This window comes from Mesorhizobium sp. Root695 (genome assembly GCF_001428185.1).
In the GTDB taxonomy this organism is placed as follows: Bacteria; Pseudomonadota; Alphaproteobacteria; order Rhizobiales; family Rhizobiaceae; genus Mesorhizobium.
This window is the reverse complement of record NZ_LMHO01000008.1, coordinates 80,325-100,139: the sequence shown is the minus strand read 5'-3', so window position 1 is coordinate 100,139 and position 19,815 is coordinate 80,325. Positions and strand designations below refer to the sequence as shown.

Annotated in this window: 21 protein-coding genes; 10 read left to right on the top strand and 11 right to left on the bottom strand. The window is 64.4% G+C overall.

Annotated elements, in window-relative coordinates:
- Nucleotides 1–269: 269 nt before the first annotated feature.
- Nucleotides 270–614 (top strand): cupin domain-containing protein, encoded by a 345-nt coding sequence (locus ASD99_RS10080; RefSeq protein WP_057143468.1) that lies wholly within the window; start codon nucleotides 270–272, stop codon nucleotides 612–614.
- Between the two features lie 3 nt (nucleotides 615–617).
- Here the strand turns inward: ASD99_RS10080 and ASD99_RS10075 are convergent, their stop codons facing one another.
- Genes ASD99_RS10075 through ASD99_RS10055 form a run of 5 tightly spaced genes read right to left on the bottom strand, consistent with a single transcriptional unit; the run spans nucleotide 618 to nucleotide 5,620 of the window.
- Nucleotides 618–929, bottom strand: coding sequence for a DUF6665 family protein (locus tag ASD99_RS10075; RefSeq protein WP_056595694.1), 312 nt, complete (start codon nucleotides 927–929; stop codon nucleotides 618–620).
- A gap of 1 nt (nucleotide 930) precedes the next feature.
- On the bottom strand, nucleotides 931–1,410 hold the full coding sequence (locus tag ASD99_RS10070) for a GNAT family N-acetyltransferase (protein ID WP_056595697.1): 480 nt from the start codon (nucleotides 1,408–1,410) through the stop codon (nucleotides 931–933).
- Nucleotides 1,411–1,414: 4 nt separating this feature from the next.
- Nucleotides 1,415–3,298, bottom strand: a complete 1,884-nt coding sequence (locus ASD99_RS10065; protein WP_056596010.1) for an ABC transporter ATP-binding protein — start codon at nucleotides 3,296–3,298, stop codon at nucleotides 1,415–1,417.
- A gap of 10 nt (nucleotides 3,299–3,308) precedes the next feature.
- A complete protein-coding gene (locus tag ASD99_RS10060) occupies nucleotides 3,309–5,195 on the bottom strand; it encodes an ABC transporter ATP-binding protein (RefSeq protein WP_057143467.1) in 1,887 nt (628 codons plus the stop codon).
- A gap of 29 nt (nucleotides 5,196–5,224) precedes the next feature.
- Nucleotides 5,225–5,620, bottom strand: a complete 396-nt coding sequence (locus ASD99_RS10055; RefSeq protein WP_082583222.1) for a hypothetical protein — start codon at nucleotides 5,618–5,620, stop codon at nucleotides 5,225–5,227.
- A 443-nt stretch (nucleotides 5,621–6,063) separates the two neighbouring features.
- Here ASD99_RS10055 and ASD99_RS10050 point away from each other — a divergent pair, with 443 nt between their 5' ends.
- Nucleotides 6,064–6,522 carry a tRNA (cytidine(34)-2'-O)-methyltransferase gene (locus ASD99_RS10050; protein ID WP_027039408.1) on the top strand — a complete coding sequence of 153 codons (459 nt, stop codon included), beginning with the start codon at nucleotides 6,064–6,066 and terminating at the stop codon, nucleotides 6,520–6,522.
- 175 nt (nucleotides 6,523–6,697) lie between these two features.
- Complete coding sequence (soxR, locus tag ASD99_RS10045) at nucleotides 6,698–7,144, top strand: redox-sensitive transcriptional activator SoxR (RefSeq protein ID WP_057143465.1); 447 nt, start codon at nucleotides 6,698–6,700, stop codon at nucleotides 7,142–7,144.
- Here soxR and ASD99_RS10040 read toward each other — a convergent pair.
- Nucleotides 7,141–7,398, bottom strand: a complete 258-nt coding sequence (locus ASD99_RS10040; RefSeq protein ID WP_027030665.1) for a hypothetical protein — start codon at nucleotides 7,396–7,398, stop codon at nucleotides 7,141–7,143. The two genes, soxR and ASD99_RS10040, sit on opposite strands and share 4 nt — an antisense overlap.
- A gap of 114 nt (nucleotides 7,399–7,512) precedes the next feature.
- On the opposite strand from ASD99_RS10040, the gene hemF reads away from it, so the two are divergent.
- The 3 genes from hemF to ASD99_RS10025 all read left to right on the top strand — a co-directional run bounded on the left by hemF (nucleotide 7,513) and on the right by ASD99_RS10025 (nucleotide 9,360).
- Nucleotides 7,513–8,427: an oxygen-dependent coproporphyrinogen oxidase gene (gene hemF / locus ASD99_RS10035; RefSeq protein ID WP_056595715.1), complete on the top strand. Its 915-nt coding sequence runs from the start codon at nucleotides 7,513–7,515 to the stop codon at nucleotides 8,425–8,427.
- A 257-nt stretch (nucleotides 8,428–8,684) separates the two neighbouring features.
- A complete protein-coding gene (locus tag ASD99_RS10030; RefSeq protein ID WP_056595718.1) occupies nucleotides 8,685–8,945 on the top strand; it encodes a DUF1344 domain-containing protein in 261 nt (86 codons plus the stop codon).
- Between the two features lie 229 nt (nucleotides 8,946–9,174).
- Complete coding sequence (locus ASD99_RS10025) at nucleotides 9,175–9,360, top strand: DUF1059 domain-containing protein (RefSeq protein ID WP_013529972.1); 186 nt, start codon at nucleotides 9,175–9,177, stop codon at nucleotides 9,358–9,360.
- 1 nt (nucleotide 9,361) lies between these two features.
- Here the strand turns inward: ASD99_RS10025 and ASD99_RS10020 are convergent, their stop codons facing one another.
- From ASD99_RS10020 to ASD99_RS10010, 3 genes are read right to left on the bottom strand one after another with little or no spacing between them, the layout of a single operon-like run.
- Nucleotides 9,362–10,627, bottom strand: a complete 1,266-nt coding sequence (locus ASD99_RS10020; protein ID WP_057143464.1) for a CCA tRNA nucleotidyltransferase — start codon at nucleotides 10,625–10,627, stop codon at nucleotides 9,362–9,364.
- Complete coding sequence (locus tag ASD99_RS10015) at nucleotides 10,624–11,256, bottom strand: CoA pyrophosphatase (protein ID WP_057143463.1); 633 nt, start codon at nucleotides 11,254–11,256, stop codon at nucleotides 10,624–10,626. The genes ASD99_RS10020 and ASD99_RS10015 overlap by 4 nt, the downstream gene beginning before the upstream one ends.
- Nucleotides 11,256–11,885 (bottom strand): DUF1285 domain-containing protein, encoded by a 630-nt coding sequence (locus ASD99_RS10010; protein ID WP_057143462.1) that lies wholly within the window; start codon nucleotides 11,883–11,885, stop codon nucleotides 11,256–11,258. Before ASD99_RS10010 ends, ASD99_RS10015 begins: the two co-directional genes overlap by 1 nt.
- 141 nt (nucleotides 11,886–12,026) lie before the next feature.
- Between ASD99_RS10010 and ASD99_RS10005 the strand changes: the two genes are divergently transcribed.
- The 4 genes from ASD99_RS10005 to ASD99_RS09990 all read left to right on the top strand — a co-directional run bounded on the left by ASD99_RS10005 (nucleotide 12,027) and on the right by ASD99_RS09990 (nucleotide 18,906).
- A complete protein-coding gene (locus ASD99_RS10005) occupies nucleotides 12,027–13,031 on the top strand; it encodes an AAA family ATPase (protein WP_056595729.1) in 1,005 nt (334 codons plus the stop codon).
- Nucleotides 13,031–13,945, top strand: coding sequence for a DUF58 domain-containing protein (locus tag ASD99_RS10000; RefSeq protein WP_056595732.1), 915 nt, complete (start codon nucleotides 13,031–13,033; stop codon nucleotides 13,943–13,945). The genes ASD99_RS10005 and ASD99_RS10000 overlap by 1 nt, the downstream gene beginning before the upstream one ends.
- On the top strand, nucleotides 13,942–16,764 hold the full coding sequence (locus tag ASD99_RS09995) for a DUF4159 domain-containing protein (protein ID WP_057143461.1): 2,823 nt from the start codon (nucleotides 13,942–13,944) through the stop codon (nucleotides 16,762–16,764). The genes ASD99_RS10000 and ASD99_RS09995 overlap by 4 nt, the downstream gene beginning before the upstream one ends.
- Before the next feature lie 63 nt (nucleotides 16,765–16,827).
- Nucleotides 16,828–18,906, top strand: coding sequence for a hypothetical protein (locus ASD99_RS09990; RefSeq protein WP_057143460.1), 2,079 nt, complete (start codon nucleotides 16,828–16,830; stop codon nucleotides 18,904–18,906).
- A 2-nt stretch (nucleotides 18,907–18,908) separates the two neighbouring features.
- On the opposite strand, the gene clpS is transcribed toward ASD99_RS09990, so the two are convergent.
- Both clpS and ASD99_RS09980 read right to left on the bottom strand, forming a co-directional pair.
- Nucleotides 18,909–19,214: an ATP-dependent Clp protease adapter ClpS gene (gene clpS, locus ASD99_RS09985; RefSeq protein ID WP_056595743.1), complete on the bottom strand. Its 306-nt coding sequence runs from the start codon at nucleotides 19,212–19,214 to the stop codon at nucleotides 18,909–18,911.
- Between the two features lie 138 nt (nucleotides 19,215–19,352).
- Entirely contained in the window at nucleotides 19,353–19,718 is a 366-nt protein-coding gene (locus ASD99_RS09980; RefSeq protein ID WP_056595746.1) for a hypothetical protein, read from the bottom strand.
- Between the last annotated feature and the right edge of the window lie 97 nt (nucleotides 19,719–19,815).

Genomic DNA, 19,815 nt, shown 5'->3' with positions numbered 1-19,815 from the left:
GTTCCCTGCTCAATTACGCCAACCCGACAGCGCATGGCGAACAGGCTTGCGAATTCCTCCGGCATTTGGACTTCGGTTTATGCGTGAAGCCCGTTTTTGTCCAGACGGGTGAAGGCACAAGGGCAGATTGTCGCGGGGACAAAATCCGCAGCCGGGCAACGCGGCGCCGGATAGCCGCCAAACGTCGCTAAACAACCGGGAAACAACCGCAAATCCGACATCCCCCTTCGTCTCGACACAGGGCGTCAGCCGGGTCTATCCTTGCCGCCATGGCACACGTCATAGACCGCGACACCTGGGCCGTTGGCTCCGACCGCTGGAAGGGCGAGCTGCAATGCGGCGCCTACGGCTCCAACTCCTGCCTGATCTTCAACCACCTGCCTGACGTCGGCGGCGGTCCCCGGCTGCACATGCATCCCTACGCAGAGATCTTCATCATCCGCCAGGGCACCGGCCTGTTCACCGTTGGCGACAAGGAAATCGAGGCCTCCACCGGCCAGATCCTGATCGTACCGGCCAACACGCCGCACAAATTCACCAATCTCGGCCCCGGCCCGCTGGAGACGACCGATATCCACGAGAACGGCTGCTTTATTACCGAATGGCTGGAGTGATCCCTATTTCGCGCCGAGCCTGGCCAGCACCGCCTTTGGGATGCTGTATTCGCGAATGACGGCATCGTGCTTGCGCAACCCGCACAGTTCGCGCTGGATGAAATAACCGTGCACCGCCTCGGCAGCGTCCTTCAGAAGCCCCGGCCGCAGCTGTTCGTCGCTATTGTCGCGCAGCCTGGCCAGCGTTTCCTCCACCCGCTGGCCGGCGCGACCGAGCGCCGCCGCCTTCTCCGCCAGGATTTCATGGCCGAGTGCGTCGAAGGCGGCTTCGGCAGCCGAGGCGCCGGCAAGATGAGATGGCGGACGCAAGGACATTTCAGCCCCCTTTCCCGAAAATCACGCGGTGTGTGACGAAGTCTTCGCCTTCCACGCGCTGAAAGCCAAGCCGTTCATAGAAACCGAAGGCTTCTTGCGGCGCGCGCGTGTTCAGCACGGCGAAATGGTGACGTGCCTTGTCGATAACGGTCTCGACCAGCATCCGGCCAAGGCCGGTGCGACGGTGGCGCGCAGTGACGAACAGGTGCCGGACCCGACCGTGGTCCCTGCCCTCGAAATAAGGATCGATGTTCAGCCCGCAAACGCCGGCGAGTTCCCGGCCTTGCCAGGCTCCGTACAGCACCTCGCCGCGCTTCAGGAACTTGTTGCGGCCGCTTGCCCAGCCGTCCGCCAGGCGCACCAGCATCCAGAAGCCTTCCAGCCGGCTCTCCTCCTTCAGCGTGTCGAAGGCCGGCATGGTTGGCCGGAGCCGCTTGAGCACATAGGTGACCTCTGGGCTGACCTCTGGCGACCCACCCATGGAGTTACTCCGCCGGGCGTGTCTCTTCGAGCACGCTGTCCTCGTGATAGAGAAAACCGCCAGACTGCCGCTTCCACAGCCGCGCATAGAGCCCGTCGAGCGCCACCAACTGGTCATGCGTGCCCTGCTCGACGATGCGGCCGCCGTCGAGCACCACCAGCCGGTCGAGTGCTGCGATCGTCGACAGCCGGTGGGCGATGGCGATGACCGTCTTGTTTTCCATCAGCCGCGTCAGATTCTCCTGGATCGCCGCCTCGATGTCGGAATCGAGTGCCGAGGTCGCTTCGTCGAGAATCAGGATCGGCGCGTCCTTGAGGAAGACACGGGCGATCGCCACGCGCTGACGCTGGCCGCCCGACAGTTTGACGCCGCGCTCGCCAACAAAGGCCTCGTAGCCGGCGCGGTCCCTGTTGTCGCGCAAGGTCGGGATGAACTCGTGCGCCTCGGCCTTCTTCGCCGCCGCGATCACCTCGGCGTCGGTGGCGTCCGGCATGCCGAGCTTGATGTTGTCGCGCAGCGAACGGTGGAACAGGGCCGTATCCTGGCTGACGACGCCGATATTGGCGCGCAGCGAATTCTGCGTGACCTGGGCAACGTTCTGACCGTCGATGGTGATCGACCCGCCTTCCAAATCGTAGAGGCGCAGCATCAGATTGGCGAGCGTCGTCTTGCCGGCGCCGGACGGTCCGACCAGTCCGACCTTTTCGCCCGGCTTCACCACGAGGTTGATGCCGTTCAGCACGCCGAAGCCCTTGCCGTAATGGAACTTGACGTTCCTGACCTCGATGCGACCGCCGGTCACGACAAGCTCCTTCGCATCGGGCGCATCGACAAGCCCGAGCGGTTGCGAGATCAGCGCCTTGGAGTTCTCCAGCACGCCGAGGTTTCGCAATATGCTGTTGAGCTGCATCATCACCCGCCCGAGCAGCATGTTGAGCCGCAGCACCAGCGACAGCGTGAAGGCGACCGCGCCCACGGTGATCGAGCCCTCGACCCAGAGATAGACGGCAAAACAGCCGATCGCCGTGATCATGATGCCCGACAGCGTCGTCAGCGCCATGCGCACGCCGGTCAGCCGGCGGGTGAAGGGCCGTAGTGCGTCGAGATAGATGTCGAAGCCGTTCTTGATGTAGCGGTCGTCGCCATCGGCCGAGAACAGCTTCAGCGTCTGAACGTTGGAATAGGAATCGATGATGCGCCCATTGATCATCGAGCCGGCTTCGGCGGCCTCCTCCGCATGCTTGCGGATTGCCGGCAGATAGAGCTTGGCCAGCCAGCCGAAAGCAAGGATCCAGATCACCACCAGCGCCGCCAGTCTGAGATCCAGCCCGGCGACCAGCGCCAGCGTCGTCACCGTATAGATGAGCATGAACCAGATGACCTCGATGAAGCTCTCCATCAGGTCGCCGGTCGCTTGCCCCGCCTGCCAGACTTTTGTCGCGATGCGGCCGGCAAAATCGTTCTGGAAGAAGGTGTAGGACTGTCGCGAGACATGCCGGTGCGCCTGCCAGCGCACCAGATTGTAGAAGCCCGGCGTGATCGTCTGTTCGTCGACCAGCGTCGACAGCCCGACGACGACGGTGCGGATGACCAGAACCACCGCGATCATGAACACCAGTTCAGAGCCGGCGGCATTCCACAAGGCGTGCCAGCTGCGCTCGGCGGGAAGCTGGTCGAGAATATCGACCAGCCGCCCGACGAAGTAGAACAGGCCGGCCTCGACCAGCGGCGCGATGCCGCCGATGACCAGCATGGCGAAGAAGGCGAACTTCGCCTGGCCGACATAGTGCCAGAGAAAGCCGCCGACACCAGTCGGTGGCCGAAGATTCGCTGGCTCCCTGAACGGATAGACCCAGTTCTCGAACCAGCGATAGACGGCTGTCATCATGCGGCGGCCATCATTCTGCGGCTTGCCCCTTTGCAAGTGCGTCATTGGCGGCGTCGGCGGGACCGTCCTCAAGCAGGAACCCGCCCGACTGGCGCTGCCAGAGCTGCGCGTAGAGCCCGCCCTTGGCGACGAGTTCCTCGTGCGAACCTTCCTCGATGACACGCCCCTTGTCCATCACCACCAGCCTGTCCATCGCCGCGATGGTCGACAGCCGGTGCGCGATGGCGATGACGGTCTTGCCTTGCATGAGCTTGTAGAGATTCTCCTGGATCGCCGCCTCGGCTTCGGAATCAAGCGCCGAGGTCGCTTCGTCAAGGATAAGTATAGGTGCGTCCTTCAACATAACGCGAGCAATGGCGATGCGTTGCCGCTGGCCGCCGGACAATTTGACGCCGCGGTCGCCGACATGGGCATCGAAGCCCATGCGCTCTTTGGCGTCCGAAAGCCCTGATATGAAGTCCAGCGCCTCGGCGCGGCCCGCCGCCTCGACAAGCAGCTCTTCCGAGGCGTCGGGCCGGCCATAGAGGATGTTCTCGCGCACCGAACGATGCAGCAGCGAGGTGTCCTGGGTGACCATGCCGATCTGGGCGCGCAGCGAATCCTGTGTCACATCGGCGATCTCCTGGCCGTCGATCAGGATCTTTCCGCTCTCCAGGTCGTAGAAACGCAGCAGGAGGTTGACCAGCGTCGATTTGCCGGCGCCGGAGCGGCCGACAATACCGACCTTCTCACCCGGCTTCACCGCCAGCGACAGGTTCTCGATCACCCCTTTCTGCTTGCCATAGTGGAAGCGGATGTCCTCGAAGCGTATCTCACCCCTGGAAACGGCGATGTCCTTCGCGCCAGGCTTGTCCTCGACCAGGCGTGGCAACGAGATCGAGGCGATGCCGTCCTGCACCGTACCGATATTCTCGAACAGGCCCGACATTTCCCACATGATCCATTGCGACATGCCCCATAGCCTGAGCACCAGCCCGATGACCACGGCGACCGCGCCGATCGTCACCGACTGGCCGAGCCACAGCCACAGCGCCATCGCCGTCACCGAAAACAGCAGCAGCGAATTCATGATGTAGAGCAGGCCGAAAAGCACCGTCACCAGCCGCATCGACCGGTAGACCGTCTGCAGGAAACCGGCCATGCCTTCCCGCGCGAACGATGCTTCGCGGCGTGCGTGGCTGAACAGCTTGACCGTCTGGATGTTGGAGTAGCTGTCGACGACGCGGCCGGTCATGGTCGAGCGCGCATTGGCCTGCTCCTCGCCGACCTTGCCCAGCTTCGGGATGAAATAGCGCAGCAACAGGATGTAACCGACCAGCCAGACGCCGAGTGGCGCCGCCAGCCGCCAGTCGGCCGAACCGACGATGACCAGCATGCCGAGGAAATAGACGATGACGTAGTTCAGGACATCGATCAGCTTGATGACGCATTCGCGCACGGCGAGCGCCGTCTGCATCAGCTTGGTGGCGATGCGACCGGCGAACTCGTCCTGATAGAAACTCATCGACTGCTTGAGCAAATAGCGATGCACCTGCCAGCGGATGCGCATGGGATAGTTGCCCATCAGCGTTTGCTGGTTAAGCAGCGAATGCAGCCATACCGTGCCCGGCAGCGCAAACAGCACGATGAAGGCCATGCCGGCGAGCTTCCAGGCTTCCGTCTGCAGGAAGGTTTCGCGATTCTGCCCCGACAGCCAGTCGACGATGCGGCCGAGGAAGCCGAACATCCACACTTCCGCGATCGCGATGGCCGTCACCAGCACCGCGTCGAGAAGGATATAGGGCCACGCGCCGCGCGTATAATGCACGCAGAAGGCAACCAGCGTCCTGGGCGGCTCGACCGGTTCCACCGCGGGGAACGGATCGAGCCGTCTTTCAAACCAGCTAAACAACAACATAGGTCATGCTCATGAAATCTGTTTTCCGCTTATGCGGCACGGGAGCGTACGAAGTCTCCGGAACCCACGGCGTCGAGGGCCGACGGTCCGGAATCATCCGGACCGTCGGCCCTGCTTCGCGCATTATAGGGGCTCGCGGGCTTTTCGCCGACAGGTGCGCCTGATGATCCTGACGGCGCACTGTTCACGATCCGGATTTTCGCGCCGGGTCGGACCAGCCGGATGATCCGGCGCACCAGCGACGGCCGGCTGGGGTCGGGAACCGCGCGCGAGAAATCGACGTCCGGCAGCATGCCGCGATGCGGCCGGCGGCGGACTTCGGCGTGAACCGCCGACGAATAGGTGTCGCCGATCAGCAGTGCCCAGGTCGGCAGTCGGTGGATATGCAGGCTCCTCGAGCCCGGTATTCTGTAGGGATCGAACATCGGTCCGTCCTCCGTGTGAAAATAGAGATAAAAAGGCGAAGCAATTTCGTCCGCCGGCATTCGGCCGGAGGCACGCATTGCGTCAGTCGAGGCACGATAAGCATCGGTCCGGACATGCTCAGGTGGGGCGTTCAGCCCTTTTGACTTTTTGAAAAACATCGCAGGATTCCTTCGAGAGCCGAAAAATCGTTTCGGCGGGAATCGGTGCGATCAAGTCTTAGAGGGTCAGGAGAATCGTCGTACCGAAACCGCCGGCAGGCAGGTAAGCCCACGAGAGGGGCGCTGGATGTGCATGGTCATCATGAATTACCCCTCCATCGGTTCGGGTTGACAATGGAGCTGACATACCCGACTTCGCAGAAAATGGCCACCCGCAGGTCCAGCAATTTCCAAAACCGCGAGCCCGCTGTGGCCGATCTGCCACTTATTAGAAGGACGCGGAAGTGAACTGTCGTCTCCGCATCGCGCTCTACCAGCCGGATATCGCCGGCAACACAGGGACAATCCTGCGCTTCGCCGCTTGCCTCGGGCTCGGCGTCGACATCATCGAACCGGCCGGCTTTCCGCTCTCCGACAAAGCGCTCAAGCGAGCCGGCATGGATTACCTCGAAATGGCTGCCCTGACCCGGCATGTCGACTGGCACGCCTTCGAGGACTGGCGCAAAGCCCGCGCGAACCGAGTGGTGCTGCTGTCGACCAAAGCCACGACCGCTTACACCAGCTTCACCTTCGCCGATGGCGACATCCTTCTGTTTGGCCGCGAATCCGCAGGCGTTCCGGATCCTGTCCATCAGGCGGCGGATGCGCGGCTGACCATCCCCATGCAGGGCACGGCGCGCAGCATCAACGTCGCGCTTTCCGTCGCCATGGTGGCGGGCGAAGCCATCCGGCAACTCGGCTAAAGCAATTCCAGGAAAAGTGTGAAGCGGTTTTCCGTCCGGAATTGCGTCAAGACCTATCGGCACTCCGTCTCCCGTCATCTTGACCCAGGCGCACATCGCCTTCTGCTTCGTTTGCACATTCAGGGTTTCTTCGCTACAAGCTCAACTTAACTTGAGGTCAAGCGGAAAGTGAGAAATGGCGCCAGTAACGGAATTGACGGTCGGCCAGGTGGCCATGCGCAGCGGGGTGGCGGTGTCGGCGCTGCATTTTTATGAGGCCCGCGGCCTGATCCGCAGCAACCGCACATCAGGCAACCAGCGCCGCTACAGCCGCGACGTGCTGAGGCGCGTGGCGATCATCAAGGTGGCACAAGAGGTCGGCATCTCGCTGGCCGAAATCGGCACGGCCCTGGCATCGCTACCCGAGGGGCGCACGCCAACACGCGATGACTGGAACCTGCTGTCGACCGCCTGGCGCGACAGGCTCGACCACAAGATCGCCCAGTTGAAGAAACTGCGCGACGGGCTGACCGATTGCATCGGCTGCGGCTGCATGTCCATCGACAAATGCCCGCTGCGCAACAAGGGCGACCGGCTGGCGAAGGAAGGCACGGGCGCGAGGCGGTTGTTGGTAGAGTCCTAGTCCGCCACCGGCAACCGCCTGATGGTGAACTCGATCAGGTCGCCCGGCCGCTCGAACCAGCTTTCGATCTCGGTCCAGTAGGCCTGCTTGGGAAAGCGCTCGAACCACTCCTTGGCCTTGAGCCGCGCATCGGAGCGCGGCAGCACGAAGGTCTCGCGCAGGAAACCGTCGCGCGGCATGCGTGCGCGCTCGGCCCGGCTTTGGTCGAGCCTTTTCTTCAGGCCATCCAGCGGCGGTCTTGCCGGGGTGCGCACGAAACAACTCCTTGCACCGTAATGACACTTGACCCTGTCCTCTAAGAGATTAGGGATCGCGCCGGCAAAAGACGAGTCATTTGTGGGACTCGCCGCCCCAACCGGAGACGGCACTTGGAACGACCTGAAATACCGGCAGGCCTGCCCGCCGACATCGAACAGAAGAAGATGAAGGCACGGCTGTGGTTCGAGGCGTTGCGCGAACGCATCTGCACCACCTTCGAGCAGATCGAGCAGGATCTTGGCGGGCCGCTGGCCTCATGGTCGCCGGGCCGTTTCGAAAAGACGCCATGGGAACGTGACGAGGGCCGCGGCGGCGGCGGCACCATGTCGATGATGCACGGCCGCGTCTTCGAGAAGGTTGGCGTCCACACCTCGACCGTCTATGGCGAGTTCTCAGCCGAATTCAGGAAGCAGATGCCCGGCGCCGAGGAAGACCCGCGCTTCTGGGCATCTGGCATTTCGCTGATCGCGCATCCCTGGAACCCAAACGTTCCGGCCGTGCACATGAACACGCGCATGGTGGTCACATCTCGCCAATGGTTCGGCGGCGGCGCCGATTTGACGCCGGTGCTTGACCGCCGTCGCACCCAGGACGACCCCGACACGGTCGCCTTCCACCGCGCCATGCAATTCGCCTGTGAGAAGAACGCCGCCGTTGCCGACTACCCGAAATTCAAGGCCTGGTGCGACGAGTATTTCTATCTGTCGCACCGCAACGAGCCGCGCGGTACCGGCGGCATCTTCTTCGACTGGCTGCATTCGGGCGAGGACAAAGGCGGCTGGAATGCCGATTTCAACTTCGTCCAGGATGTCGGCCGCTCTTTTCTCGTCGTCTACGGCCACCTCGTGCGCGCCAACTTCAACGAGAACTGGACCGACGGCGACCGCGACGAACAGCTCATCCGCCGTGGCCGCTATGTCGAATTCAACCTGCTTCACGATCGCGGCACCATCTTCGGACTGAAGACTGGCGGCAACGTCGCAGCCATCCTCTCCAGCCTGCCGCCCGAGGTTCGCTGGCCGTAACAAGATGGTGAGCGCGGCGTGAGCCGCATTGATGTCCCATTCGCTCGAAATGGGCATGGAATGTGGCACGCGGTGCGGCGAAGAATTTCTTTTTCGTCTAATAGGCTCTTGAAAAGACTGGTCTATTTGTGGCGCCAGGTCGGGAAGCGCCGGCGGTTCGCCTGAGGGCGAGCCGCGACCCGACGCGACCGGACGGCCCAGACGATGCGGGACATCTTCGTCAAAAAGGATGCCCGCCTCCCCAAGAGTACTCCACAATGCGCAAGATCATTGTTTCGGCAGCCGCCGCTGCCCTTCTCGCTTCCGGTTCGGTGGCATTCGCCGCCGTCAAGCATACCACCGGGACGATCAAGACCTTTGACACGACGGCCATGAGCCTGGTCCTCGATGATGGATCGTCTTTTACGCTTGCCAAGACCTTCAAGGATCCTGGCCTGACGGTCGGTGAAAAGGTCCGCGTCTCATGGGATATGAAAGGCAAGAACAAAGTCGCCGAGGCCGTAAAGATCGCAAAATGACGGCTTGCCTGCCAGAGCAGGATGAGACGATATCCGGTCCTGTTTCGGGGTAGCGTAAGAGGGAGGAGCAGCGCTGCTCCGCCTTTTCACCGTTGACCGCAACCAATGTCACCCCATGTGTGTTATGCTGCTCTCCCGCTCGCGGCCCCAGGATTCGATCTCGGATTGGGCCGTGAGCCAAAAAAAGGTGTCGGAGCCTCAGGCTCCACGGAGGAAAAGGAGAAATCTCATGAAGGAATTTCACTGCGGGTCGCTCGTGCCCGGCTGTGACTGGCACACGCGTGCCGACGAGGAGGCCGAGGTCATGCGCCGTGCCGTCGAGCATATGCGCGAGACGCATGGCGAAACGGTCATCCGCGAGACGATGATCGAGGCGATCCGCTCGCGCATCGAGAAGACCCGCGACGCGGCCTGATCTACCCGGCCTTCAAGGCTTCGGCGGCGCGCATGAGGAGCGCGTCGCGATCAGGGGCAAAACCGGCTTCGACCCATTCCGCCTCCAGATTCTTGAGGACTTCGCCCAGTTTCGGCCCCGGAGTTGCACCGAGCGCGGTCAGATCGGCACCTTTCAGCGGAAACAACGGCTTTTCCCATTTGGTGGCGAAGGCAAGCAGGCGCGAAAAGCCACCGGCTTCGAGCAGCGCCTCATTGTCCTCGACAGCGCGCACCCTGGCTGCCGCAAGCGACAGCCGCAGACGGTCGACAAATCCCTGCCGGTCGCCGCGATAGAGCCTTTTCGCCAGTTCGCCCTCGGTCGTCTTCGGCTCGACGGCGGTGGTCAGCGCCCAGTGGCGCAGGCGATCCGCTTCAGCAGTCGAAAATTTGAGCCGCTCGGCGAGCGTCTTCATGCGCGCCGCATCCGGCGGCACGATCGCTTCCAGCCGCAGCAGCGGGTCAGGTGCCCAGCCTAGATCCTTCTCGGCCTTGGTTAGCCCATGGATCGCGTCGATGCCCCATTTCTCGCTTTCCGGCAGCGCGGCGGTCAACACACTCGCCTGCCGCATCCAGAGCAGCGCCCGCGAGGCATCAGGCGCCGACAAGAGCTTCTTCAGTTCCGACCAGATGCGCTCAGCCGAAAGCTGGGCCAGCCCTTCCTTCAGTCGGGCGCAGGCCTTCAATCCCTCGGCATCCGGCCGGCCGTCGCCATACCAGGCGAAGAAGCGGAAGAAACGCAGGATGCGCAGGTAATCCTCGCGGATACGCGCCTCCGCATCGCCGATGAAGCGCAGCCGGCGTGCCTCGATGTCGGCGATGCCGCCGACCAGGTCGACCACCTTGCCATCAGCCTCGGCATAGAGCGCGTTGATGGTGAAATCGCGCCGCTCGGCGTCGAGATTCCAGTCGCACCCGAACGACACCTTGGCGCGTCGCCCATCGGTCTCGATGTCGGCGCGCAAGGTGGTGACCTCATAAGGCTTGCCGCCGGCGACCACGGTGATCGTGCCGTGCTCGATGCCAGTCGGCACCGCCTTGAAGCCTTCCGCCTCGGCGCGGCGGATGGTTTCCTGCGGCAAACATGTGGTGGCGATGTCGATGTCGGCGACCGGCTGGCCCATCAGCGTGTTGCGCACCGCACCGCCCGCGACACGCGCCTCCTCACCGCCCTCGGCCAGTGCGGCCAGCAGGCGCTGCAGATGCTTGTCGGTGAGCCAGTCGGCCCTGCTCGCGATCGAGACACTCACACATAGAGCCTTTCATACAGCGTACGGATGATGCCGGCGGTGACGCCCCAGATGCGCCGGTCGCCATAAGGCATGTCGTAGAAGAACCATTCGAGATCGTTCCACATGCGGCTGTCACGCTTGTGGTTGGCCGGGTCCATCAGAAAGCGCAGCGGCACTTCGAAGGCGGCATCGACCTCGTCGGCATTCAAGGCGAGATGGAAACCTGGCCGCACGATGCCCAGCACCGGTGCGATGCGGTAGCCGCTGCCGGCGACATAGTCGGGCATGCGGCCGATGATCTCGATGCGATCGCCGCCAAGGCCGATCTCCTCGAAGGTCTCGCGTAGCGCCGCAGCCTCCGGGCTCGGATCGGTCGGGTCGATGGTGCCGCCGGGAAAGGCGACCTGTCCCGAATGGTTGCGCAGCTTTTCGGCCCGTTTGGTCAAGAGAACCGTCGCATCGCCCTGATGATCGACAATCGGGATCAGCACGGCCGCATCGCGCAACGCCTTGCCCTGGTTGAGGCGCGGATGACCGGGGTTGAAGCGATGATCGCCATAGTCGTCACCGGCATGCGCATCCGGCTGCGCGGCAAAGCGCGCCCGAAAATCCGCTGATGAAAACGGCGCCTGCGACATCTGGTCCATCACGCGCTCAGCCGCTTCAACTGGTCCGCCGGCATGATCGGGAACACCGCGCCCTTCGAGCGCACGGCAAACATTGTCTTGCCGCCGATCTCGACCTCCTCGCCATGCCCGACCAACTCATACATCACCGGCCGCGCCACCAGCGCCTCCAGGCGGCCGCGCACCAGCACATAGGGCTTCAACCCGCCGGTCTCGTTCTCGTCGACGAAGCGCAGCGGCCGCTCCGGCCCGGCCTCGACGACGTCGCCGACATTGGTACGGAAGGTGATGATCCGCGCGTCACCGCCGCCAGAAACATCCATCTCGACGGCGATGAAGGGCGCATCGGCGACGCGGATGCCGACTCGCTCCACCGGCGTCACCAGATAGGTCCTCCCGTCCTCGTCCTTGCGCAGCACCGAGGAGAAAAGCTGCACCAGCGGCATGCGGCCGATCGGCGTACCCAGATAGAACCAGGTGCCGTCGGCCTTGATCTCCATGTCGAGATCGCCGCAAAAGTCGGGATTCCAGCGTTCGACGGGTGCCGCGCCCTTGCCGGCGCGGGCCGCGCGCGAGATCAGCGCCTCGAGACCGCGCGCTTCAGTGGCGGTCGTGAGGCTTTCTTCACGATGTTCCAAGGGTCCCGTCATGGTCACGAAATAGTCACTGTTGTTCCGCTTGTCAGCCTAAGTCTGTGATTTAAGTTCAAATGCAGACGCTGGGCGAGGCCGAATCGCGGCAGTCATGGTATGCTGCGAGCTGGTATTTCCAACCACGAGGATCGATGCGGCATGAGCGTAATGGTCAAGGAAAGCCCGATCAGCGAAAAGGACATGATCGCCGAGGCCGAGAAGGCGCTGGCGGATATTTCCAGAATCCGTGACGGGGTCGGTCGGGTCATCTTCGGCCAGGAGAGTGTCGTCGAGCGCACCCTGGTGGCGCTTTTGGCCGGCGGCCATGCGCTGCTGGTCGGCGTGCCGGGCCTCGCCAAGACCAAGCTGGTCGAAACGCTGGGCATCGTGCTCGGCCTCGATTCGCGCCGCATCCAGTTCACGCCGGACCTGATGCCGTCCGATATCCTCGGCTCCGAAGTGATGGAGCAGGACGAGATCGGCAAGCGTTCCTTCCGCTTCATCTCCGGGCCGATCTTCGCCCAGCTTCTGATGGCCGACGAGATCAACCGCGCTTCGCCGCGCACCCAGTCGGCACTGCTGCAGGCGATGCAGGAATACCATGTCACCATTGCCGGCGCCCGCTACGATCTGCCGGCGCCCTTCCACGTGCTGGCAACGCAGAACCCGCTGGAGCAGGAAGGCACCTATCCGCTGCCCGAGGCGCAGCTCGACCGCTTCCTGATGCAGGTCGACATCCTCTATCCCGAAATCGAGGCCGAGCGCCGCATCCTGCTGGAAACCACCGGCATCGAGGACGCGAAAGCCCAGAGCGTGCTGCAGCCGGCGCGGCTGAAGGAAATCCAGACGCTTATCCGCCGCATGCCGGTGCCCGAAAGCGTCGTCGAGGCGATCCTCACCCTGGTGCGCTCGGCGCGTCCCGGCCAGGGCAATGCCGAGACCGACAAGCATGTCGCCTGGGGCCCCGGCCCGCGCGCCAGCCAGGCGTTGATGCTGTGCACAAGGGCGCGCGCGCTCTACGACGGGCGGCTGGCGCCTTCGATCGACGATGTCCGCGCGCTGGCCGAGCCGGTGCTGCAGCATCGCATGGCGCTAACCTTCGCCGCCCGCGCCGAAGGCACCAGCGTGCGCGACGTGGTGGCGAAACTGGCCAAAGGTATCTGATGGCGCATATTGGCGAGCTCCAAGCACCGGCCGCGACGCGCGACGCGCTCGCCCGTGGCCGGTTGCGGGCCTCGCTGGTTCCCGACCTGCTGGTCGAGGCGCGGCGCATTGTCAACACGGTGATCGCCGGCTGGCATGGCCGCCGCAAGCGCGGCATCGGCGAGAATTTCTGGCAGTTCCGGCCCTATGTCGAAGGCGATGCCTCACGCATAGACTGGCGCCGCTCGGCGCGCGATGACCACACCTACGTGCGCGACCGCGAATGGGAAGCCGCCCATACGGTATGGCTGTGGGCCGACCCCTCGCCCTCGATGCTCTACAAGTCGACCGGCGCCAGCGTTTCCAAGCAATCGCGCGCGCTGGTACTGGCGCTGGCCATGGCCGAATTGATGTCGCGCAGCGGCGAGCGCATCGCCTGGCCCGGCCTCACCGATCCGTTCACCGCCCGCAACGGCGCCGAGCGCATCGCCGCCCAGCTGATGCATGCCGGCGACTTGCCGGCAAAACCCGATCTGTCCGATATCAGGCGCTTCTGCGACATCGTCATCGCCAGCGATTTCCTCGATCCCGTCGAGGAGACGATGGCGTGGCTCGACGTGCTCGCCCGCCACGGCGTGCGCGCGCATCTGATCGAGGTTGCCGACCCGGCCGAGGAAACCTTCCCCTATGCCGGCCGCACCGAGTTCACCGATCCCGAGACCGGCGACAAGCTGACCGCCGGCCGCGCCGAAATGCTGGGTGACGAGTATCGCCTGCTCTACACCGCCCGCCGCCACGAACTGGCCGCCTGGTGCAGACGGCTCGGCTGGAGCTTTACCGTCAACCACACCGACCGGCTGGCGTCCGATGCGCTGGTGCGCCTGCACATGGCGATGACCGCCGATGGCCCCTCCATCGGAAAGGCTGTCGCATGAGCTGGCTGCCGCTCTCCTTTGGCGCCCCCATGGTGCTGTGGGGCCTGCTGGCGCTGCCGGTGATCTGGTGGCTGTTGCGGCTGACACCGCCCAAACCGCAGACCGAAATCTTCCCGCCGCTGAAAATCTTGGCCCGTGTGCTGAAGCGCGAGGAGACGCCGCAGCAGAGCCCGTGGTGGCTGACGCTACTCAGGCTCCTGATGGCGGCGCTCATCGTCGCCGCATTGGCCGACCCGGTCTTCAACCCGCGCGAAAAGCTGCCGGCCGAAGGTGCCGCGCTTGCGCTGGTCATCGACAATGACTGGGCAAGTGCCGCCGACTGGGGCAAGCGCGTCGCCACAGCCGAACGGCTGATCAACGATGCCGGCTCGAACGGCGTGCCTGTCGTCATCGCCTTCACCGCCGAAAAAGCCAATGCGGAGATCGGCCCGTTCGATGCCGCCGCAGCCCTTGACCGGCTGCGCGCAGCCAAGCCACGGCCGATCCCGACCGACCGGCCCGCCGTCTATGCCCGCGTCGCCGGCGTGCTGGAGACTTTGCCTGGCGCCAGCGTCGCCGTGCTTGCCGACGGCCTTGCGGCAAAGGGCGACGAGGCCGCCTTCAACACGCTGTTGTCGAAGAACGCCGCCCGCGTCGTCTGGGCAACCGCCGACCGGCTGTCGCTGACCGGCCTGACCACCTCCGATAACCAGGTCGACGGCTTTGCGCTAACCGCCATTCGCGCACCGGGCGACCCGGCCCCGGCGCAGGTGACCGCCGGCGCCTTCGACGACAAGGGCCGCCGCATCGCCGATGCGACGCTGACTTTTTCGCCTGGCGAAACCACCGCCACCGGCACGATGGCGGTGCCGTTCGAGCTGCGCAACGACTTCGCTTCGATCACGCTCGACGGCGAGCGCCAGGCAGGTGCCGTCCGCGTTCTCGACGAAAGCTCCAAGCGCCGCCGCGTCGGGCTGTTGTCGCAGGCCGAGGCCGATCAGGCGCAGCCGCTTTTGTCACCGCTCTATTACATCAGGCGCGCGCTCCAGCCCTTCGCCGATCTGGTCGAACCCTCCAGCGCCGACCTCGCCGATGCCATCCCGCAGATCCTCGACCAAAAGCCGGCGATGATCATCATGGCCGACATCGGCACCATTCCCGCACAGGTCCGGCAGAGGCTGGTCGACTGGGTCGCCAATGGCGGCACGCTAGTGCGTTTCGCCGGATCGCGACTGGCCGCCGCCGGCAATGACGAAGATCTGCTGCCGGTCCGCCTGCGCACCGGCGAGCGTTCGCTCGGCGGCGCACTGTCATGGACGTCGCCGCAGCCGGTCACCGAATTCCCCAAGGCCGGCCCGTTCGCCGATCTGGCGCCGCCGACCGAGGTCACCGTCAGCAGGCAGGTGCTGGCCGAGCCGACGCCCGACATCGTCGAGCGCACCTGGGCGGCCCTTGCCGACGGCACGCCTCTGGTCACCGGCCTGAAGAAAGGCAAGGGCACGCTGGTTCTGTTTCACGTCACCCCCGAGGCGACCTGGTCGAACCTGCCGATCTCGGGCAGCTTCGTCGAGATGCTGCGCCGTATCGTGCAGCTGTCACGCAACCAGGGTGCGGCGATCGCCAATGCCGAAGCCGCCGCCACCTCGCTGGCACCCTACCGCATGATCGCGGCTGATGGCTCGCTGGTGCCGCCGACACCGGACGCGCGGCCGCTGGTGCCGGGCGCCGGTGCCCTGCCGGTGACTTTTGAAAACCCGCCCGGCCTCTATGGTTCCGAGACGGGCGTGTTTGCCCACAATCTGCTTGAAGCCGACAGCACGCTGGCCCCGCTGGTACGCCCGCAAATCACTGTTCCCGTCACATCGATCCAGTATGCCTTTGATGAATCGCGCAACCTGAAGGGCGCTCTGGTCGCGGCTGCCCTGGTGCTGATGCTGCTCGATACGCTGGCGGTGTTCTGGATGGGCGGCCTGTTTTCACGCCGGCCGCGCCGCGCCGGCGCCGTGGCTACCACAGCAGCAGTCCTGATTGCGCTTGGCGCGCTGTTCGGCCATGCCGATCTCGCGCGCGCCGACGATGCCAAGCCGGGCGACGAGGTTGCCATAGAGGCGATTTCGAAGACCCGCATCGCTTATGTGCTGACCGGCGTGCCGGGCGACGATTCGATCAGCCGCGCCGGGCTCGAGGGCCTGACCCGCTTCCTGGTCGAGAAGACGGCACTGGAACCAGGCGAGCCGGCCGGTGTCGACATCTCGAAGGACGAGCTGTCGTTCTATCCGCTCATCTACTGGCCGATCGATCCGGCCGCTCCGATGCCGAGCCAGGCCGCGATCGCCCGCATCGACGCCTATATGCAGCAAGGCGGCACGGTGCTGTTCGACACCCGCGACCAGTTCGCCAACGGCATCGGCGCCGATTCGACCAGCCCGGCGACGGAGCGGCTGCGCGACATCCTCGGCAACCTCAACGTGCCGCCGCTGGAGCCGGTGCCGTCCGATCATGTGCTGACCAAATCCTTCTTCATCCTGCCCGAATTTCCCGGCCGCTTCGCCGGCAGCCCACTGTGGGTCGAGGCGTCACTCGAGGCCAGCAACGCCGAGAACCGGCCGGTGCGCACCGGCGACGGCGTCTCGCCGATCATGATCACCGCCAATGATTTCGCCGGCGCGTGGGCGGTAGACGAGAATGGCGATCCGCTGCTGCCGACCGTGCCGGCGGACCCGATGCAGCGCATCTACGCGCTGCGCGCCGGCGTCAACATCATGATGTACATGCTGACCGGCAACTACAAATCCGACCAGGTGCACGTGCCCATACTGCTCGAACGGCTGGGCCAGTAAGATGACGTTCTTTGCTGTGCTGCCTACGCGGATCGACCCTCCCCACAAAGGGGAGAGTAAGGGATGAACTGGTCGATCTCTTTCGAACCGCTGATCTCCTGGCCCTTGCTGGCCTTGGCGCTCGTGCCGCTGGCGCTGCTTGCGATGGTCGGCCTGTGGTTTCGCCAGCGCGGCTCGGTCTTCCGCTTCATCGCCCTTCTGGCGCTCGCCGCCGCGCTGTTCAACCCGGTGTTCCTCAATGAGGAACGCGAGCCGCTGAAGAGCGTCGTCGCGCTGATCGTCGACCGCAGCCAGAGTCAGGATATCGGCGACCGCACCAACCAGACCGACGAGGCGCTGGCCGGGCTGCAACAGCGCCTTGGCCGGTTCAAGCAGTTCGACGTGCGCGTCGTCGAGGCCGGCAAATCCGAGGCCGCCGAGGAGCGCACCGAGACACGGCTGTTCGGCGCGCTCGAAGGCGCTTTCCGCGACGTGCCGCCGTCACGCATCGGCGGCGCCATCATGATCACCGATGGCGAGGTGCATGATGCGCCCCCGGGCGCGCCCGATTTCAACGCCCCGCTGCATGCCCTGATCACCGGCAACGATCACGAAAAAGACCGCCGCATCCGCTTCGAGAATGCGCCACGCTTCGGCCTTGTCGGCAAGCCGCTCGACATGACGTACCGCGTCATCTCGACCGAAAACGAGACTGGCCTGGTCGATGTACGCGTCTCGGTCAATGGCGAGCAGGTCGCGGTCGAGCATGCCACCGTCGGCCAGGCCATGCCGCTGCAGGTGACCATTCCGGGCGCCGGCCGCAACATCGTCGAGCTCGCCATAGATCGCGAACCAGGCGAACTGACCGACACCAACAACCGCGCCATCGCGCTCATCGACGGCATTCGCGAGAACCTGCGCGTGCTGCTCGTCTCGGGCGAGCCGCACGCCGGCGAGCGCACCTGGCGCAACCTGTTGAAATCCGATGCCTCGGTCGATCTCGTCCACTTCACCATCCTGCGGCCGCCGGAAAAGCAGGACGGCACGCCGATCAACGAATTGTCGCTGATCGCCTTCCCGACCCGCGAGTTGTTCGTCGAGAAGATCAAGGATTTCGACCTCATCATCTTCGACCGCTACCAGCATCGCGACGTGCTGCCGATCCTCTATTACGACTACATCTCCGAATATGTCGACAAGGGTGGCGCGCTGCTGATTGCGGCCGGCCCCGAATATGCCGGCGAAAGCTCTATCGCACGCACACCGCTGATGTCGGCCCTGCCTGCGATGCCGACCGGCGAGGTGGTCGACAAGGCCTTTTATCCGCGCCTCACCGAACTCGGCCAGCGCCATCCGGTGACGCGCGGGCTCGATGGTTCGGCCACCGAGCCGCCGCACTGGAGCCGCTGGTTCCGCACCATCGGCGTGCAGAATCCCGAAGGCGAAGTGGTGATGAAGGGCGCTGACAACCGGCCCCTGCTGTTGCTCGATCGCAAGGGCGAAGGCCGCGTCGGCATGCTTCTGTCCGACCAGGGCTGGCTGTGGGCGCGCGGCTTCGAGGGCGGCGGCCCGCATGTCCAGCTCTACCGGCGCATTGCGCACTGGCTGATGAAGGAGCCCGAGCTCGAGGAGGAGCGGCTGACCGCCGATGGCCGCGGCATGGTGCTGGAGATCCGCCGCCAGACGATGGCCGACGATCCCGGTCCCGCCCAGATCATCACCCCGTCCGGCAAGACCTTGACCGTCAAGCTCGAGAAATCCGAACCCGGCGTCTTTCTCGGCAGCGTCGAGACCAACGAGATCGGCCTCTACCAGGTCGCCAACGGCGACCTGACGGCGCTCGCCCATGTCGGCCCGGTCAACGCACCGGAGTTCGCCGATGTCATCTCCACCGAAAACCGGCTGAAGGCGCCGGCGGAAGCCACCGGCGGCAGCGTGCGCCGGCTGGCGTCGTCCACGGCCCTTGGCAGCAATGTGACGCTGCCCTCCATCGTGCCCGTGCGTTCGGCTGGTGCTGCGTCCGGCAGCGACTGGATCGGCTTGCGCACCACAGACGACAGCGTGCTCAAGGCCGTCTCGCGCGTGCCGCTGTTCGGCGGCTTCCTCGGCCTCGGGCTATTGCTGCTGGCAATGGGTTCGATGTGGTACCGCGAGGGACGCTAGGACTACTCCTCCGGCTCCGTCGTGAACATCAGCGGATAGCCCTTGGCCTTGCCGGCATCGGTGGCGCGCGTCGCCTTGGTCTCGGCGACATCCTTGGTGAAGACGGCGACGACGCAGACGCCGCGCCGGTGCGCGGTGATCATCACCCGGTGCGCCTGGTCCTCGCTGAGCTTGAACTCGCCCTTCAGCACCGTCACCACGAATTCGCGCGGCGTGAAATCGTCATTGATGAGGATGACTTTGTAGAGCTTCGGCCGTTCGACCTGCGGCTTGACCTGAGTACGCGGTTTTGTGGTGATTTCAGGCATCGGAACCGACAGTTAGCATAGTGACCTTGCCGCCATTCTGGCATCAGCGACAGCAGCCGTCCATTTTGATTGACGCGCCAAACCGATGTCCGGCGGGCGCGACCATTCACAATCATGTGGGAAAGTGTCGGTTGCCGTTCAACGACCCTGACGGCCGAACATGCGACGGCCCTGGATCGCCCTCAGCGTCGTGGTGGACGGCATGTCGTGCCGAAGGCGGGTTCCACCGGCATCGGCCCGGCGTTCCAGCCATGCTGCGATCGGCCACGCGGCAGCGCTGATCAGCGTTGCGCCGGTCAGCACGATCAGCAGCCAGGTCTGTGCGGGCGTGATGTAGTCCCAGTTGGTGGAAATCGCCGGTGCAAACAGCGAAGGCTCGGTGCGTCCGCTGGCCGGATCGGGCACCGGGCTGGCGGTGAACAGGATCAGCACCTTGGCGACGCCGGTGACAACCAGGCCGCCGATCACCATCGAGCGCAAAATGGACGAAAGCCGCTTCTTCATGCGGATTGTCCTACATGGCCGGTGTTGCAAACGGGTTAAGCGTCGGTCGAGTTGCCTGGCTGGAAAGCCGCCGGTATTCAGCTCATCGACCATGCAC

Excerpts from the sequence above, each read along its gene's own strand:
- ASD99_RS09990 (WP_057143460.1), top strand. The coding sequence starts at position 16,828 with ATGAACTGGTCGATCTCTTTCGAACCGCTGATCTCCTGGCCCTTGCTG.
- clpS (WP_056595743.1), bottom strand. The coding sequence starts at position 19,214 with ATGCCTGAAATCACCACAAAACCGCGTACTCAGGTCAAGCCGCAGGTC.
- ASD99_RS10055 (WP_082583222.1), bottom strand. The coding sequence starts at position 5,620 with ATGTTCGATCCCTACAGAATACCGGGCTCGAGGAGCCTGCATATCCAC.
- ASD99_RS10005 (WP_056595729.1), top strand. The coding sequence starts at position 12,027 with ATGAGCGTAATGGTCAAGGAAAGCCCGATCAGCGAAAAGGACATGATC.
- ASD99_RS10000 (WP_056595732.1), top strand. The coding sequence starts at position 13,031 with ATGGCGCATATTGGCGAGCTCCAAGCACCGGCCGCGACGCGCGACGCG.
- ASD99_RS10060 (WP_057143467.1), bottom strand. The coding sequence starts at position 5,195 with ATGTTGTTGTTTAGCTGGTTTGAAAGACGGCTCGATCCGTTCCCCGCG.
- ASD99_RS10065 (WP_056596010.1), bottom strand. The coding sequence starts at position 3,298 with ATGATGACAGCCGTCTATCGCTGGTTCGAGAACTGGGTCTATCCGTTC.
- ASD99_RS10015 (WP_057143463.1), bottom strand. The coding sequence starts at position 11,256 with ATGGACCAGATGTCGCAGGCGCCGTTTTCATCAGCGGATTTTCGGGCG.
- ASD99_RS10030 (WP_056595718.1), top strand. The coding sequence starts at position 8,685 with ATGCGCAAGATCATTGTTTCGGCAGCCGCCGCTGCCCTTCTCGCTTCC.
- ASD99_RS10080 (WP_057143468.1), top strand. The coding sequence starts at position 270 with ATGGCACACGTCATAGACCGCGACACCTGGGCCGTTGGCTCCGACCGC.
- ASD99_RS10070 (WP_056595697.1), bottom strand. The coding sequence starts at position 1,410 with ATGGGTGGGTCGCCAGAGGTCAGCCCAGAGGTCACCTATGTGCTCAAG.
- ASD99_RS10075 (WP_056595694.1), bottom strand. The coding sequence starts at position 929 with ATGTCCTTGCGTCCGCCATCTCATCTTGCCGGCGCCTCGGCTGCCGAA.
- ASD99_RS09995 (WP_057143461.1), top strand. The coding sequence starts at position 13,942 with ATGAGCTGGCTGCCGCTCTCCTTTGGCGCCCCCATGGTGCTGTGGGGC.
- ASD99_RS09980 (WP_056595746.1), bottom strand. The coding sequence starts at position 19,718 with ATGAAGAAGCGGCTTTCGTCCATTTTGCGCTCGATGGTGATCGGCGGC.
- ASD99_RS10010 (WP_057143462.1), bottom strand. The coding sequence starts at position 11,885 with ATGACGGGACCCTTGGAACATCGTGAAGAAAGCCTCACGACCGCCACT.
- soxR (WP_057143465.1), top strand. The coding sequence starts at position 6,698 with ATGGCGCCAGTAACGGAATTGACGGTCGGCCAGGTGGCCATGCGCAGC.
- ASD99_RS10025 (WP_013529972.1), top strand. The coding sequence starts at position 9,175 with ATGAAGGAATTTCACTGCGGGTCGCTCGTGCCCGGCTGTGACTGGCAC.